The following is a 14,527-nucleotide window of genomic DNA, read 5'->3' as shown; positions in this document are numbered from 1 at the left end:
GATCTTGAAATGTTGTAACAATCAACGTCATACTTCTCTCCATGCCCTTATCGTGAACTGAAATTTTTCCGCCCACGGAACATTGACAGGTATTATCTTGCATAAGAATTTTATAATTATTTATATCTGATTTATCTGTATGGACAATACCACTTAAAATGCCATTACATTTTAACTCATTCTGTCTCTAAGAATTTCACATCAAGTTGTTATATTTGTAAACAACCAATAAACCATGCAAAATACTACAGCACATACTCTTAGAAAAGAAGCAATCTACATTGATGGTAAAGACAAAACTGATGAAGTAGAATCTTATTCTTTTGAGGGCAATAAGTGTGTCTTGGTGTATAAAAGCAGTGGTAAAGCGTATTCTTATCCTCAACATAGAATTAAAGTTGTGAGATCTGCCATTCAAAGTGAGAGAGCAGGAAATATTTTTTCTTATCTGAAGGCGATTGCAGAAAGTGTTGGTTTGAAAACAGAGGAAGGCAATAATATTCTTGCTAACAGCTATGGGAGTATCCGTTTTATTCCTGACACTTCAATTCTTTACAATTATCTTAATGGGAAAGAACCCGGTAAGAATTATCACGCCTCACCTATTGAAATCTTTCCTTTTGGTTTTAATTTGAGCCAGAGAAAAGGAGTTGACCATGCATTTTCAAATCCTTTAAGTGTTGTAGAAGGTCCTCCCGGAACAGGAAAGACCCAGACTATTCTTAATATTATTGCCAATGCAGTAATGAATAATCAAAGTGTGGCTGTTGTTTCAAGCAATAATTCAGCGACAAAAAATGTTTTCGAAAAGCTGGAACGCAATGGGGTTTCTTTTATAGCGGCATTATTGGGAAGCAGCCAGAATAAAAAAGAATTTATCGATGCTCAGACTGAAATACCGGATCTATCAGATTTTAGATTAGAGGAAGAACAAGAACAATCCCTTATGCAGTCTATTCCCCTTCTTTTTGCTGAGCTTGCTGAAAAGTTGGAATTAAAGAATAAGTTGGCTTTACTTGCACTGGAAATTGATAAAATCAAAACAGAGCATCAGCATTTTACAGATGATGTAACATTGGCAACTGAAATTCGTTTTAAAAAGAATGTGAGTTCAGATCAGCTGCTTTCTTTATGGGTGACGTTGGAAGACTATGAGAAAACTGGTAAAAGGTTTTACTGGTGGCGCAAACTGATATTCCCTTTTCTGTATGGGGTGAGAGATAAGATTTTTTATACCTTATCCTATGAAGAGATGATCAGGATTGTTCAGTCGAAATACTATAGAATAAAAATTTCAGAACTTGAACTCAGAAAGCAGGAGCTGCACAATACATTACAGCATTTTTCCTTCCACGATAAAATGAAAGAATATACGGAAGGATCGATGCAGCTGTTTAAAAACAAACTCTACCAAAAATATAAGGGACAGGAACGTTCAGAATATACCGAATGGGATCTTCGTTTTAAATCAGAGGAATTTATTAAAGATTATCCTGTCATTATGAGTACCACCTACTCATTAAGAAGAAGCCTTGCTGAAAATATAGTCTACGATTATGTCATTGTGGATGAATCTTCACAGGTGGATCTTGCAACAGGGGTACTTGCATTATCCTGTGCAAAGCATGCTGTCATTGTTGGAGATTTAAAACAGCTTCCCAATGTAGTAGATTCTGCAACAGCGGAGAATACAGATCAGATCTTTAAGAGCTATGATATTCCGGAACCTTATCGGTATTCAAATCATAGCCTGCTTTCTTCGGTAACAGAAGTATTTCCGAATGTTCCTAAAACACTGTTAAAAGAACATTATCGCTGCCATCCTAAAATCATTGATTTTTGTAACCGTAAGTTTTATAACGATCAGCTGATCATCCTTTCGGAAGGAAAGACGGAAAGAGAACCTTTGCTAGTCTATAAAACAACTGAAGGCAATCATGCCCGTCAAAGAGAGAATCAACGGCAGATTGATGTGATTATTCAGGAAATCATTCCACAGCAAAAGCTGGAAGGTGTGAATCTGGGAATTGTAACGCCATACCGAAATCAGACCATCGCATTACAACGAACCTTTCAGGGAACAGATATCAAAGCCGATACGGTGGACAAGTTTCAGGGAAGAGAAAATGACGTGATTATTCTCTCCACAGTAGATAATGAAATCTCCGAATTTACCGACAACCCAAACCGCCTGAATGTAGCCATTTCAAGAGCCAAAGATCAGCTGATTTTATTGGTGAACGGAAATGAAGGTGACAACGACACCAACATCTCAGATCTGATCCGCTATATTGATTACAATAATTTCAGTACGATCAAGAGTGAAGTACATTCTATTTTTGATTACCTCTACAAAGGATATGAAGAAAAAAGAAGAGCCCTTTTATCAGATCAAAAAAAAAAATCTGTTTTCGATAGTGAAAATCTTATGTATGTATTAATAAGGGAAGTGTTGTCCGACGATCAATTTTCAAAATATAGCGTTATTATCCATCATCCCTTAAGAAATTTACTATTAGATTTTTCCCGATTAAGTCCTGAGGAAGAGCGTTACGCCAAACATCACGCCACACATCTCGATTTTCTAATTTACAATAAACTAGGAAAAAATCCCGTGTTAGCCATAGAAGTGGATGGATATGAATACCATAAAATGGAAAGCCGACAAGCCGGAAGAGATCGTATGAAGAATGAAATTTTAGAAAAATATAGAATACCTTTGGTACGATTTTCCACGACGGGAAGTGGTGAGAAAGAGAGGTTGATTGAAAAACTCAATGAGATAAGGAAGAATAATTCTTGATGAGATTACGGTTTTCCGTAAATTTTTCTGTCTGTAGTAGCTTAGATTTGTGATTTCAAACATCTTAAAAACTATATCATGGCTTGGTCATACAGAAAGAGAATCAAAATAATTCCCGGTGTGCATTTGAATTTCAGCAAAAGAGGAATTTCAACGAGTATTGGGTTCAAAGGAATAAGTGTAAATTTGAGTTCATCAGGCACGAGACTTAATACCAATTTTTCAGGTTTTTCAAATTCATACAGGCTTTCAGGTTCTTCATCAACAAGGACATCCTCGCCATCTTATCCTGATCAACCACCTTTTTACGCTGAGTTATCGGATAACATTTTTAGTGCCGATATTCATGAGATCACCTCTCAAAATATGAAAGGTATCAAAGAATCTATCTTAATGTCTCAACAGCAAAAAGCGGAATTGAAGACGGATCTGAAGAAAATAAAAAAAGCATTAACCTTTACCAAGACCAAGAAAGTTGCAAGTTATTTCTTTATATATGGGTTGGTAAACAAAAATATTGTACAACAGTTAAATGAGGATATTAATGCACAAAAAGTAGCTCTTAAAGAAACCCAGATTGTTATTGATAATTCGGCTGTTAATATCGACATACAGTTCGATGATCCCTCTAAGAGAAAATATGAACAATTACAGCATTCTTTTAAAAATCTAACCACTGCCCATAAAGTATGGGATATTACCGGAGCGCATTTTCAGGATCGTGTGGCTGCCCGATCTAGTGCAAGTACATTGGTCAACAGAAGAGATGCAAGAATTGGTTTTAGATCGCTTCCCATTATTAAATCAAACTATGAAGCCATATATTTTCAAAATGTGAATGGAGCTGATTTATATTTTTATCCAACATTTATACTGATGTATAACAACGATCAGAACTTTGCAATTATTGGGTTTGACGAACTTAATATAACATTTTCTCCTGTAAGTTTTACTGAAACCAGCGCTGTTCCTCGTGATTCAAAAGTTATCAGAAAAACATGGGCGAAAGTCAATAAGAACGGAACTCCTGACAAAAGATTCAAGAGCAATTACCAAATACCAGTCGTTCAGTATGGAAGGCTGAGATTTTCATCAGGCACTGGTGTTAATGAGGAATATCAAATAAGTAATTTTGAATTCGCCCAAGAGTTTGCAAATTCATTACAGGAGTATAAAATTTTGTGCAGGGAATTGGCTTAAAGTTGATTGCAGAAAATGACAATATTTCACCCTTAATTACTTAGCAGAATTTAAAAATTAAATTTGATTTATCATCTAAAGCTAAGTAAGCATCAAACTTTTTACCGTTTTTGCTTTTCATATTCTTGATTAATGATGTTTGGTTTTGAGTTATTAATAAAGTAAGATCTTTAATGCTGATTTGTACTCCGCATATGGTTCTGAAGAGAATCCAGTTGCATTGTTCATTGGGGCATTGTATGATTTTCTCTTTGATGATGAGGTGATGTCGTTGGCATTTAGGGCAGTTGAGTTGTGGGATGTTTTCTTGGGGAATATGCAGTGATAACAGTTCGCTCGTGATTTCTTTTGTGTACTGTTGGATGTCATTGATGAATTGGTTTTTATTGAGTTCACCTTTTTCAATTTTATTCAGCGCTATTTCCCACTCTGCGGTCATTTCTACATTGGCTATTTTTTTGTCTTTGGTGAGTTCAAATACTTGCAGTCCTTTTGCAGTCGGAACCAATGTTTTATTTTTTCGGTTGATGTAGTTTCTATTGAGCAGGGTTTCAATGATGGATGCCCGGGTTGCAGGAGTGCCAATGCCGATACTTTGAAGGATCTGCTGCTGGTCTTTATTTTCGATCTGCCTGCCTGCATTTTCCATGGCTGCTAATAAATGAGCTTCGGTGTAAAGTTTGGGAGGTGTGGTTACCTTCTCTTGGAGTTCGGTGTTTGAAATTTTAAGCTCGTCACCGGTTTTGAATTCCGGAAGGTCAATAAGATTTTCTTCGGCATCGGAATTTGTATTATCACTTAGAATCCCTCTGACAGCACGCCAGCCTTTGATGATTATTTTTGAGCCTTTGATACTGAACAGGTAGTGATGGACTTTGATAGTGATGTGCGTGATTTCTTTTGAACAGTGTTCTGATAAGGATTCCAGTAACCGGTACACGATCATATCATATATACTTTTTTCACTGGCCGTTAACGCCGATGGGATTTTTGTGGTGGGTAACAGTCCATGGTGATCGGTGACTTTTAGGTCGTTGACGATTCGTTTATTGAAATTGCCGAATTTTAATGTTGCTGTGGCCGGCTTGTACTGATGGGTTGTATTGATGATTCTTATGAGTTCGGGAATCTCTGCCCACAGGTCTTCGGGAATGTATTTGCTGCCGGTTCTCGGATAGGTAATGAACTTTTTCTCATAGAGGCTTTGTGCAATCTGCAGCACCTCGTCTGCTGAAAGCCCGAGTTTTCTGTTGGCTTCTTTTTGAAGTTCTGTCAGATCAAAAAGCAAGGGCGATTGCTCTTTTACCGTTTTGATGGATACATCCTCAATGGTGGCTCTGCCCTCGCGTTCTATGGCCTTTAAAATTTGGTTCGCCTGCTTTTCTTCCTCCCAATGGGCATCGGACAGGCTTGTGAAATCTGCATAATCCTTACGGTGCTTGAGCTGGATCTGCCAGTATTTCTTTTTTTGAAATTGTTGTGATCCTGAAATCTTTTGCAGATTAAAGCCAATGTAGGGGTCTGAACCCTGCCTAAGGAATAGATATCGTTTTGAGCAGCGATACTCAATGCCTGGCTGGCATTGATGCCTACGAGCCAATCGGCTTCGCTTCTGGCTTTTGCAGCATTGTAGAGATTGTCGAAGTGTGAGCCGGGCTGAAGCTTTTTGAATCCTTCGGTGATGGCTTTTTCAGTCAGTGAACTGATCCAGAGCCGCTCGAATGGCTTGGTGCATTTCAGGTAATCATAGATATACCGGAAGATCAATTCACCTTCCCTTCCGGCGTCTGTTGCAGCGATAATGCTGTCGCATTGGTTGATCACATCTTTTATAACTTTCAGTTGTTTTAAAGCAGAGGGATCTGGCTTGTAGGTGTTTGATTGTTTGGTTTTTCTTGGCATTAGTTGGAATGGATTGGGAAAGATGGGTATAGAGGCTTTATCAAAGCCTCTCATACCATAATCTTCCGGCATTCCCAATGATACCAAGTGACCTAATGCCCAGGTAATACAATACCCGTTTCCTGTTAAGTAACCTTCTTTTCTTTCAGAGGCATTGAGAAGATGCGCGATCTCTCTACCTACACTTGGTTTTTCTGCAATAATGGCTTTCATGTCTTTTGATTTTTAATTATAGTTTACGTCCTTGTGATCGTGCGGGTTTCTTTTGCTGTTCTGCCTCCTGTTGTTCGTTATTGGGTTGCTGTTGTTTGGAATTCAGCGGCTCTTTGATATTCTTGGTCGCTTCATTGGTTTTACCATCGGTGTTGACAGCCTTCTGGGTTTTGTGGTCTTCCGAGGGTTGCGCTTTTTCTTTGAGCTGATTGGGATTGGTGAAGGAAAACTCGGTCTTGGAGGTTTCTTGGTTGAAGGTAATGTAGCCTTGATATTCTTTCCCTTTACTGTCGGTCAGACCACCGACATAAACGGTTTCTCCTGCTCTGAATTTTTCGTATTGCTTGTCATCCAGTTCTCGGTCTCTGAAAACCCGTGGCGCCTGACCGTCCGTATTTTGGCTTTGCTGATCCGTTGTGTTTTGTGCCTGATTGCGTTGCTGTCTTTGATCTTGTTTTTGATTGTTATTGAAGATAAATTCAACATACCGCTTATCTGCATTGAACTGAACCGTCGCATCAAACAGTTCTCCTTTGGTGGAGGTCATGCCTTCAAGATATAAGGGCTTACCTTCGAGCAAGGTCTGTTTTTGATGGTCATCGAGTTTTATCCCCTTGATTTCATCGGGAACCTTCATGTACTCTGCCCGGTAAGCGACCAGTTCGTTGGTAAGCCGGTCACGGCTGATCACGGATGGAATGATTTCATCGGTCTTGGGATTGACCAGATCCACTACCCTTCCCATATTCCCACTCTCCCTGAGATTCTTTTTGTCTTCATCACTGAACTCATGACCCAGGAATTTCAGGTTATAGTTGGGTTCCCTTCGGATGGCATGGAGCTGGACAGAAACCCCTTCCGTATCTGAGGGTTGCAGGGAAAGGCGCACGTCCATTTTGCTGACAGCACTGCCAAGCCGAATAGTAATAGGGACTAAAGTATTCGTTTTGAATCCTCTGAGCATGGAGTCCAAGGCATTGAGCTTTTCAAGTTTTTCCTTGTTGAGACCAAGCTTTTCCAGGGTCTTCCAGTCGATCTGTTCTGCTGAGTAACGGTACTCCGTTTCGGTGTTGGGTGTGTTTTCCATTGTATTCTGATTTTTTATTGGGTTCGTCTCTTTTGGTAATACCTTATAGTCCTTCAGTTTCTCTTTTTCTTCCGGTGATGCCTGGTCAACATACCGTTGGAGATCTTTTGCGGTGTTGATGGCATCGTATTCCGAAACCCTGAAAAAGTGGAAACGTGACGGGTTCTTGAGCTGCCGGTAAAAATTGGAGAAGAAGTTGGAGAACACATCACCGTGTTTATCCACTCTGATTAAAGGCTCATCGTCTTTTTTGTTTCCGGGAGAAATCTTTTTTAGAGTTCCGTTTTTATCCACGCCTCTAACCATCTCAATGGCATTGGTGTCTTTATCCAAAACCAACAGTGTATCTGATGCAGGCTGGATTTCAGCCGTTGAATCCTGATCTTGAGTTGTTTCTTCCATTTTCTAAAAGTTTAATGGGATGAAATTAAATTCCAGGGCTTTACTCTTTTGAAATAGGGTAAGGCTTTGACTTATTTGGCTGCTATTGTCCTGATGAGGTCAGGATTTTAAGGATTCCCTGATGAGGTGGTGCACATCGGATAGCTTGTAATACAGCTTTCCGCTGATCGTGTAATAAGGCAGCTTTTTATTGGTACGGTAGCGTTGCAGGGATCTTGAGCTTATTTTAAGGAGTTGCAGCACATCCTGGTTATCAAGCAATTGCTCACCATCTACTTCTATAAATCGGGATTGGCTGTTTACAACCTGTTCTTTCAGGATGTCGAATCGTTCCATGATCCGTTCCATCCAGACAATAAATTCTGTTCTTTCAATATTCATAACGGTGATTTTTGATGTTAATAGGTTTGAACAGTTGATCAACTTTACTGAGGTAAAATTGAGTAATGGAAATCACATAAAATCACTACTTTTTCGTAGTACCGATGAAATTTTTATAATTTTGATTGAAAAGATATTGTACATATGATCTGCCGGCAGTTTCCCTTAAGGAACTGAAGCCTATTCCAACGACCGATCAGATTGACCGCATTGAAAGTGACATCCGGAGTATTTAAAATGGCGGGATACTGCCGGAGGGAAAAGTTAACCTGTTTAAGGGGCTCATGTAAGAATATTGTCTGATTAAAGAAGACTATTACGGTTAGCCGTAAAATATTCCCATGATGTATAGGTAATTCAGCTCCATTAAATTCAACCTATGAAAAAAAACTTTTTGCTGCCTGTTTTGATAGCAGTCATCAGCTGTAGTGCCCCAGCCAAAAAAACATTGAAATTCACCAAGGATCAATATGCAGGTGAGTGGCCTTTTGCAGTCACCGAAATGGAAGTCTACTGTTCCGGGTATAAAGAGATTTACGGTAAGGCCAATAATGGTAAAATTTATGCGCTTAACAGTTCAGCTAAAGGGGCATCCCATAATAATCCTTCCATAAGCAAGGTGGAAGAAATATGGCTGGACGACCCAAAGTTTGAAGGGCTCAAAATTTCCTATGGTGACTTCATTACTCAAGGCCTGACCCTGTGTGAAGAACATTAAATTAGCAGGCGGTATTAGATGAGTAAAGGATTGCTCACTATACTACAATACTTTGGCCAGTACGAATCCGATCAGCAGAGCCACGATAAAGGCTATAAGTACAGCGGTGTAGCTGGTTCTGCGCTTCTTCCCCTCTTCCCTTAAACGGATATTGTCTTGTCTGACGGTTTCCAGATTGGCCAGTAAAGCAGCTGTTTTTTCATTGACGGCAGACTGCAGGTTTTTCTCATGCAAAGCGGTAATCTCTTTTTTGTAATTATCCAGTTCCTCTTGTCTTTGTTTCTGCTGCTGCTGAAAGTTTTTCTGCAGATCTTCCAGTTGCTTGGCCGAATGGGCTTGTAGCTTCTCAAACTCTTCGTTACGCACTTTCAGCTGATCTGCAAATGTTTTGGATTGGGTTTCTGCCTGCTCCTTGTAGGTTTTCTGCGCCTCCGTAAATTCTTCGTTTTTCTTCCTCAGCTGCTTTTCCAGCGTTTCCACCTGTTCGGAAAACTGTTTTTTGATATCTTTCTTGACCTCATCGATGAGCAGTGCCCTGGAGTTGGATCGTTCATGGGAAAGCTTTTCCGCGATGCTGTGAAGCCCTGAGCCATAGTCGTGGGGAAGATGGAACCGTTTATCGGCCAAACGGTCCAAGAGCGTTTCATCAACTGTATGACCGATAGCGGTCACCATCAAAGCGTTCATATTCATAAAATGTTCCGACAGATTCAGGTCGTTGAATGTCTCCATGCTCTGACGGTCTCCACCGCCTCGGACAAGACCAATCATATCGTAGTTTTTTGAATCCAGTTCCCTTAGGATGGAAAGTATGGCTGTTGCCGAGGTAATGTTGCAGCTATAATTATCAATCTCATAATACAATGATGAGACATCCAGCCCTTCTGCAAAATCTTTTTGAACAATGGCATTGTTACCATAGATGTTGGCAATTCTGATTTTTTGATCTTTAAGCATTTGATCTCTGACCAGAGTTTCGAGATCTTTTGATCCTTTTTCAAGCTTCTTCTGGATCAGCTCATATTTTTGAAGCTCTTCTTCTGAAATGGATTTTTCTTCCTGCTGGATAATCTCATCGACAACGAAACGGAGTTCAATCGAGGAATTCTTTATACTTTTCTCAATAAATCCTTTTAAGGTATATATTTCATTATTGGTGATCTTACTGCGCAACAAAGAAGATATCCGGATGCCTATTGAACTGTGATCGCTCTCGGAAAACAGCAGGTCATAATAGTTGTTGCCGTAGGATTTTCCTGCGCCATATGAGTACCGCCCTTTGAGATAAATCAGGTTAACCGTAGCATTGAGCTTCAGCGCATTGCTGAAAATCCCGATGACCGATGTGGGAGAATAGACCGGGTAAGTGGCTTCTTGTTCTGACATAGCTGAAAATCATTCAAAAAAATTCCTAACAAAGATATTGTTATTTGTCACGCAATAAAATATGATTGTATTCCAGAAGTTCCAAATTTTCTATAAAATCAATACCCTACCCTCAATTGGGCTTCAAGTAGTCTCGATTGGGTTACATCAATTTTAGTTTTAATATCCATCTTTGCTTCACTAATTAAAAAATAACATGATGCATAACAATGAAAATAAAGTAGCACTGGTATCGGGTGCGAATACCGGTGTAGGATTCCAGATTGCTAAAGCCCTGGTAGAAAATGACTATATAGTGTATGTCGGTTCACGTGACCTTCAAAAGGGTGAGGCAGCTGTGGAGCAGCTGGGCGGATCAGCAAAAGCAATCCAGCTCGATATTACGGATTCAGGATCTATTCGTTCTGCAGTAGAGATCGTTGAAAAAGAATATGGTTATCTGACCCTATTGGTTAATAATGCAGCAGTCTCTCATGCGGGTACTCCGGGGCGTACGTTGGAAGAGATTATGGAGGCACAGCGTGCGAGCATTGCGCCTGTCAGCGAACTAAAGAAAGTTTGGGATACCAATGTATTCGGAACGCTGGCTTTAACCCAGGCCTTTTTGCCACTGCTGCATAAAGCTCCCAATGCAAGGATTGTGACGGTTTCAAGTGCTTTGGGATCATTGACTATTAATTCTAACCCTGATAATCCTTACCGTTCGAATTTTGATGCCGTATATGGCGCTTCGAAAACTGCGCTCAACGGGATTTTTCTTTCCCTTGCCATTGATCTGGAGAACACCGGCATCAAGGTGCATCTGGTAAGCCCGGGATTTACGGCTACGGCGCTCAATAATTTTCAGGGAACGGATTCTGTGGAGGAAGGTTCGAAGGAACCGATCCGGGTTGCTTTGGCTGAAGATCTTCCGACGGGAAGCTTCACGGGACCTGCTGATTTCAGCGGGAAGGATAATGTTCTTTCGTGGTAGTTTTTAACATATAACCTATGATCAATGATCATAGGTTTTTTTATACATTTATAGTATGAAATCTAAAGAAGATAAGCTGGTACGCTTTATATCGATATCGGAAAGCCATCAGGCCTTCGGACTGCCGGCACCGCAGCATCCGCTGATCAGCCTTGTCCATTTCAATCAGGACAACCCTTTCAATACGGAGATGGCACCGATCTATGATATTCTGAGTTTTTATAAGATCACCTTTATTACAAGAAATAAGGGAAGACTCAAATACGGCAGGAACTATTATGATTACGATGAGGGCAGCATGCTGTTCATGGCACCTAATCAGCTGGTGGGAAGTACAGATTACAACAGTGAGACCTATTGTTATATTTTACTGATCCATCCCGATTTTCTGCTGGGCCATTCGATCGCCCGTAAAATAAAGCAGTATAGTTATTTTTCCTATACTTCCAATGAGGCACTTCATCTTTCCGATAGTGAAAGAGAAATCATCCTTTCAGTGTATCGGATTATGGAACAGGAACTTAACAGCCGTGTAGATGAGTTCAGCCAGGAAGTCGTAATTGCGCAGCTTGAGCTGCTGCTGAGCTATGTCAACCGGTTCTATAAGCGGCAGTTTATCACCCGAAAAGCAGCCAACAACGATATTCTCCAGAAAACGGAAAGTATACTGGATGATTACCTCAATACGCAGGCATCACTTCATCGGGGACTTCCAACCGTACAGTATCTCTCTGATCAGCTGAAGATCTCGCCTGGCTATCTGAGTGACCTGTTACGCTCATTGATCGGACAGAATGCCCAACAGTACATTCGGGGCAAGGTCATTGAAAAAGCGAAGGAACTACTGATCAATACTGATCTGACAGTAGCCGAAATTGCCTATGAATTAGGCTTTGAGCATCCGCAGTCATTCAGCAAGATGTTTAGGGTAAGGAACGGTCTCTCCCCTTTGGAATTCCGTACCTCTTTTGATTGATGTCTTTATAAAGCCTGGATATGTCGAATATCTTAGATCTTTATTAGAGTCATTATCTTATTATTTTCGATCATATAATTGCGTATATTTGGTATAATCTGTAAGTTTTAAAATTCAATAAAATGAAGATACGTGCTTTTTATATCATTGCGATTATATTTTTTTCAATCCACTGGGCATGGGCTCAAAAAGTCAAAGTTGATTTTATTATCAAGAATGATTCGCTTCCCAAAAGAGAGAAAATTAACTTTATTTATCTTGACCACAGCACCAATATTTCAATGGCAAGATATATCGGAAGGATAAAATCTACAGGTAAGATCAATGACATTAATCTCGCAATAATTTTTATTTCCGACAAAGCAAAGAAAAAAGGAGCCAATGCTTTTAAATATGTTGATTTTAAAAATAAAGATGGAATCGCTGAGATTGTGCTTGATGCTTATGTTATTGATGAGAATCTTAAAAAGTCAAATGAAGATTTCCTACCCAAAAATAAAATTTACTTTTTTGGCAGAGATAATATAAACAGGAATGAAGCTGAAGAATACAAATTGAATGGCGAGATCAGGTCTATAGAACCTTTCAAATATGCTGTATCAGAGTTTGACAAGGAAATGATAATAGGCAAAGGAAAAGCATTTGGAACAACATTGAAATTAAAACCGAAGGATAGCGAATCTGTTTTTATAAACTTTACCGGATTTGGAGCTTCTCCGAATTATATGCCAGCCGGTGGAGTCGGCATTTCATTTTCGGGAGGGAATGTTATACGAATGGAAAGAGATACTGGATTGCTGTTGACTCATATTTTTGCGAAACAGGAGTAAAAATATGTTAAAAACTATGTTGAATAAACATCATCTGTGAACCTGGTTTTGCAGAAATAAACATCTAATATATAAATCTGAAGGTAAGATTGATACGTTCTTTCATTGCAATCGATGATTTTGCAATCCTATGCTCCCAATTTTCCTGTAAATCCCCCTTCATGATGAGCAATGATCCGTGGGGAAGCGGAAGACTGTATTTGCTTTGGTGATGATCCTTTTTTCTGAAGTCGAAGTTTCGGGTTTGCCCAAGGCTGATGGAGGCGATAATCGGTCGTTTGCCATATCGGCTTTCCTTATCCCTGTGCCAGGCCACCGAATCATTGTTATCCCGGTAAAGGTTCAAGAGTACGCCATTGAACTGATAACCGAACTCTTTTTCAATCCTCTCTTTTAAATTGTAAAGTTCAGGAGTCCATTCATTGCGCTTAGAGGCATTACTGTCTGCTGAATCATAAGATTTTACATCACCATACCAGGCAGTAAGACGAGGAGTCAAAACCGTTTTGTCATACATTTTCTGGGTGCGCTGCTCCCAGGTTGTGGTTTGAAGCAGTGTACTTTTCAATAGATCAGCTTCTGCCCTGCTCAGAAAATGTTCCTTGTATTCCAAAAGGTCTTTTGGAAACTCATAGAACTCTTCAGAATTAAATAAACTTAATTGAGTCGTCATCTATAATTCAATTTTATTTTTATATTTGTAGACCTCTCTTGATAGAGAGTTTTTTCATCATTTGTGTTTACTTTCCTTAGCGGGAAGTTTTTTTCAATTAAAGTCATGGTAAGGCAGTCTCATCGGTACTCTATGCTCAACATGAATTAATTTTTATCTCCAATTTTTTCTTTGATCTGCTTGATATCCGTTTTTATCTCCGTTAAAAAACTTTGAATATGATGTTCTGAAAATTCATCAGGTTCATATTCCTTTGTGGTAATACTGCATGCAAATTCCCAGATCTCTTTGATTTCAGGCAATGGAATTTTATACGGTTGATAGAATTGATTATCAGCCTTTACCCAAATACCATCTGCTTCGTGGAACTGGAACCTTTTATAACTGATCCCGTCATTGGCTGTAATGAAAACATATGTCCTGTCCGTTTTCAGTTCTGAAAGATTTTCGACATATTTTCCTACAATATAAGTTCCGTTCCTGTAGGGAGGCATTGAATCTCCGTCTGCGGGAAATGCCCTGAACTTACCGCCTTTTAAGAAAGGCAATGATATGGTCTCCAGACTTTCTATATATTCCGGATCGCCATAGCCGTTCAAATACCCCATGGAAGCTTTTTGTGGAATAATCTCAATCTGATCATTTCCATCCTGATCAACCCTGATAGGCAGAACAATTCTATTGTCAGGAAGCTCCATAATTTCATCGATTGAAAATTTGCTGACATTGATGGTCAAAAGAAGATCGATACTGACATTATAATATTTAGAAATCTTGATCAAAATCTCTAGTGGAGGTTCCGTGGCACCATCTTCATACTTTCCATATCTGCCTCTGGTAATTAAAAGGTCATCGGCGACCTTTTGCTGCGAGAAGTTTAATTTACCTCTCAAATACCGCATATTTTCTGATAAAATTGACATTGCTATAATTTATAGCAACAAATATACGATATTTTGCTATAAAACGTAATAATTTTGTCA

11 protein-coding genes and 1 pseudogene are annotated in these 14,527 nt (G+C 39.4%); 6 read left to right on the top strand and 6 right to left on the bottom strand.

The window, feature by feature from the left end; all coding sequences use genetic code 11:
• Positions 1 to 235: 235 nt before the first annotated feature.
• Complete coding sequence (locus ACKX2A_RS17905) at positions 236 to 2,803, top strand: AAA domain-containing protein (protein WP_415326294.1); 2,568 nt, start codon at positions 236 to 238, stop codon at positions 2,801 to 2,803.
• 78 nt (positions 2,804 to 2,881) lie between these two features.
• The gene (locus tag ACKX2A_RS17900) at positions 2,882 to 4,003 is read left to right on the top strand and encodes a DUF4236 domain-containing protein (RefSeq protein WP_415326293.1); all 1,122 of its coding nucleotides are present in this window, start codon (positions 2,882 to 2,884) and stop codon (positions 4,001 to 4,003) included.
• A gap of 40 nt (positions 4,004 to 4,043) precedes the next feature.
• Here ACKX2A_RS17900 and ACKX2A_RS17895 read toward each other — a convergent pair.
• The 3 genes and pseudogenes from ACKX2A_RS17895 to ACKX2A_RS17885 all read right to left on the bottom strand — a co-directional run bounded on the left by ACKX2A_RS17895 (position 4,044) and on the right by ACKX2A_RS17885 (position 7,988).
• Positions 4,044 to 6,118, bottom strand: a pseudogene (locus ACKX2A_RS17895) (DNA topoisomerase 3).
• A gap of 16 nt (positions 6,119 to 6,134) precedes the next feature.
• Entirely contained in the window at positions 6,135 to 7,607 is a 1,473-nt protein-coding gene (locus ACKX2A_RS17890) for a DUF3945 domain-containing protein (RefSeq protein WP_415326292.1), read from the bottom strand.
• A 99-nt stretch (positions 7,608 to 7,706) separates the two neighbouring features.
• A complete protein-coding gene (locus tag ACKX2A_RS17885; protein ID WP_415326291.1) occupies positions 7,707 to 7,988 on the bottom strand; it encodes a helix-turn-helix domain-containing protein in 282 nt (93 codons plus the stop codon).
• 379 nt (positions 7,989 to 8,367) lie between these two features.
• Between ACKX2A_RS17885 and ACKX2A_RS17880 the strand changes: the two genes are divergently transcribed.
• The gene (locus tag ACKX2A_RS17880) at positions 8,368 to 8,706 is read left to right on the top strand and encodes a DUF2511 domain-containing protein (RefSeq protein ID WP_415326290.1); all 339 of its coding nucleotides are present in this window, start codon (positions 8,368 to 8,370) and stop codon (positions 8,704 to 8,706) included.
• Positions 8,707 to 8,748: 42 nt separating this feature from the next.
• Here the strand turns inward: ACKX2A_RS17880 and ACKX2A_RS17875 are convergent, their stop codons facing one another.
• The gene (locus ACKX2A_RS17875) at positions 8,749 to 10,092 is read right to left on the bottom strand and encodes an exodeoxyribonuclease VII large subunit (RefSeq protein ID WP_415326289.1); all 1,344 of its coding nucleotides are present in this window, start codon (positions 10,090 to 10,092) and stop codon (positions 8,749 to 8,751) included.
• Positions 10,093 to 10,288: 196 nt separating this feature from the next.
• On the opposite strand from ACKX2A_RS17875, the gene ACKX2A_RS17870 reads away from it, so the two are divergent.
• From ACKX2A_RS17870 to ACKX2A_RS17860, 3 genes are all read left to right on the top strand, one after another.
• Positions 10,289 to 11,065, top strand: a complete 777-nt coding sequence (locus ACKX2A_RS17870) for an SDR family NAD(P)-dependent oxidoreductase (protein WP_415326288.1) — start codon at positions 10,289 to 10,291, stop codon at positions 11,063 to 11,065.
• Positions 11,066 to 11,120: 55 nt separating this feature from the next.
• Positions 11,121 to 12,041 carry a helix-turn-helix domain-containing protein gene (locus ACKX2A_RS17865; protein WP_415326287.1) on the top strand — a complete coding sequence of 307 codons (921 nt, stop codon included), beginning with the start codon at positions 11,121 to 11,123 and terminating at the stop codon, positions 12,039 to 12,041.
• 122 nt (positions 12,042 to 12,163) lie between these two features.
• Positions 12,164 to 12,871, top strand: a complete 708-nt coding sequence (locus ACKX2A_RS17860) for a hypothetical protein (RefSeq protein WP_415326286.1) — start codon at positions 12,164 to 12,166, stop codon at positions 12,869 to 12,871.
• Between the two features lie 64 nt (positions 12,872 to 12,935).
• Here ACKX2A_RS17860 and ACKX2A_RS17855 read toward each other — a convergent pair whose 3' ends face one another.
• On the bottom strand, positions 12,936 to 13,544 hold the full coding sequence (locus tag ACKX2A_RS17855; RefSeq protein ID WP_415326285.1) for an alpha-ketoglutarate-dependent dioxygenase AlkB family protein: 609 nt from the start codon (positions 13,542 to 13,544) through the stop codon (positions 12,936 to 12,938).
• Between the two features lie 146 nt (positions 13,545 to 13,690).
• Positions 13,691 to 14,467, bottom strand: coding sequence for an XRE family transcriptional regulator (locus ACKX2A_RS17850; protein WP_415326284.1), 777 nt, complete (start codon positions 14,465 to 14,467; stop codon positions 13,691 to 13,693).
• Positions 14,468 to 14,527 lie beyond the last annotated feature (60 nt).

The sequence above is a fragment of the Chryseobacterium sp. MMS23-Vi53 genome, assembly GCF_047651245.1.
In the GTDB taxonomy this organism is placed as follows: domain Bacteria; phylum Bacteroidota; class Bacteroidia; order Flavobacteriales; family Weeksellaceae; genus Chryseobacterium.
This window is presented reverse-complemented; position numbering and strand designations above follow the sequence as displayed.

Excerpts from the sequence above, each read along its gene's own strand:
- ACKX2A_RS17905 (WP_415326294.1), top strand. The coding sequence starts at position 236 with ATGCAAAATACTACAGCACATACTCTTAGAAAAGAAGCAATCTACATT.
- ACKX2A_RS17900 (WP_415326293.1), top strand. The coding sequence starts at position 2,882 with ATGGCTTGGTCATACAGAAAGAGAATCAAAATAATTCCCGGTGTGCAT.
- ACKX2A_RS17890 (WP_415326292.1), bottom strand. The coding sequence starts at position 7,607 with ATGGAAGAAACAACTCAAGATCAGGATTCAACGGCTGAAATCCAGCCT.
- ACKX2A_RS17885 (WP_415326291.1), bottom strand. The coding sequence starts at position 7,988 with ATGAATATTGAAAGAACAGAATTTATTGTCTGGATGGAACGGATCATG.
- ACKX2A_RS17880 (WP_415326290.1), top strand. The coding sequence starts at position 8,368 with ATGAAAAAAAACTTTTTGCTGCCTGTTTTGATAGCAGTCATCAGCTGT.
- ACKX2A_RS17875 (WP_415326289.1), bottom strand. The coding sequence starts at position 10,092 with ATGTCAGAACAAGAAGCCACTTACCCGGTCTATTCTCCCACATCGGTC.
- ACKX2A_RS17870 (WP_415326288.1), top strand. The coding sequence starts at position 10,289 with ATGATGCATAACAATGAAAATAAAGTAGCACTGGTATCGGGTGCGAAT.
- ACKX2A_RS17865 (WP_415326287.1), top strand. The coding sequence starts at position 11,121 with ATGAAATCTAAAGAAGATAAGCTGGTACGCTTTATATCGATATCGGAA.
- ACKX2A_RS17860 (WP_415326286.1), top strand. The coding sequence starts at position 12,164 with ATGAAGATACGTGCTTTTTATATCATTGCGATTATATTTTTTTCAATC.
- ACKX2A_RS17855 (WP_415326285.1), bottom strand. The coding sequence starts at position 13,544 with ATGACGACTCAATTAAGTTTATTTAATTCTGAAGAGTTCTATGAGTTT.
- ACKX2A_RS17850 (WP_415326284.1), bottom strand. The coding sequence starts at position 14,467 with ATGTCAATTTTATCAGAAAATATGCGGTATTTGAGAGGTAAATTAAAC.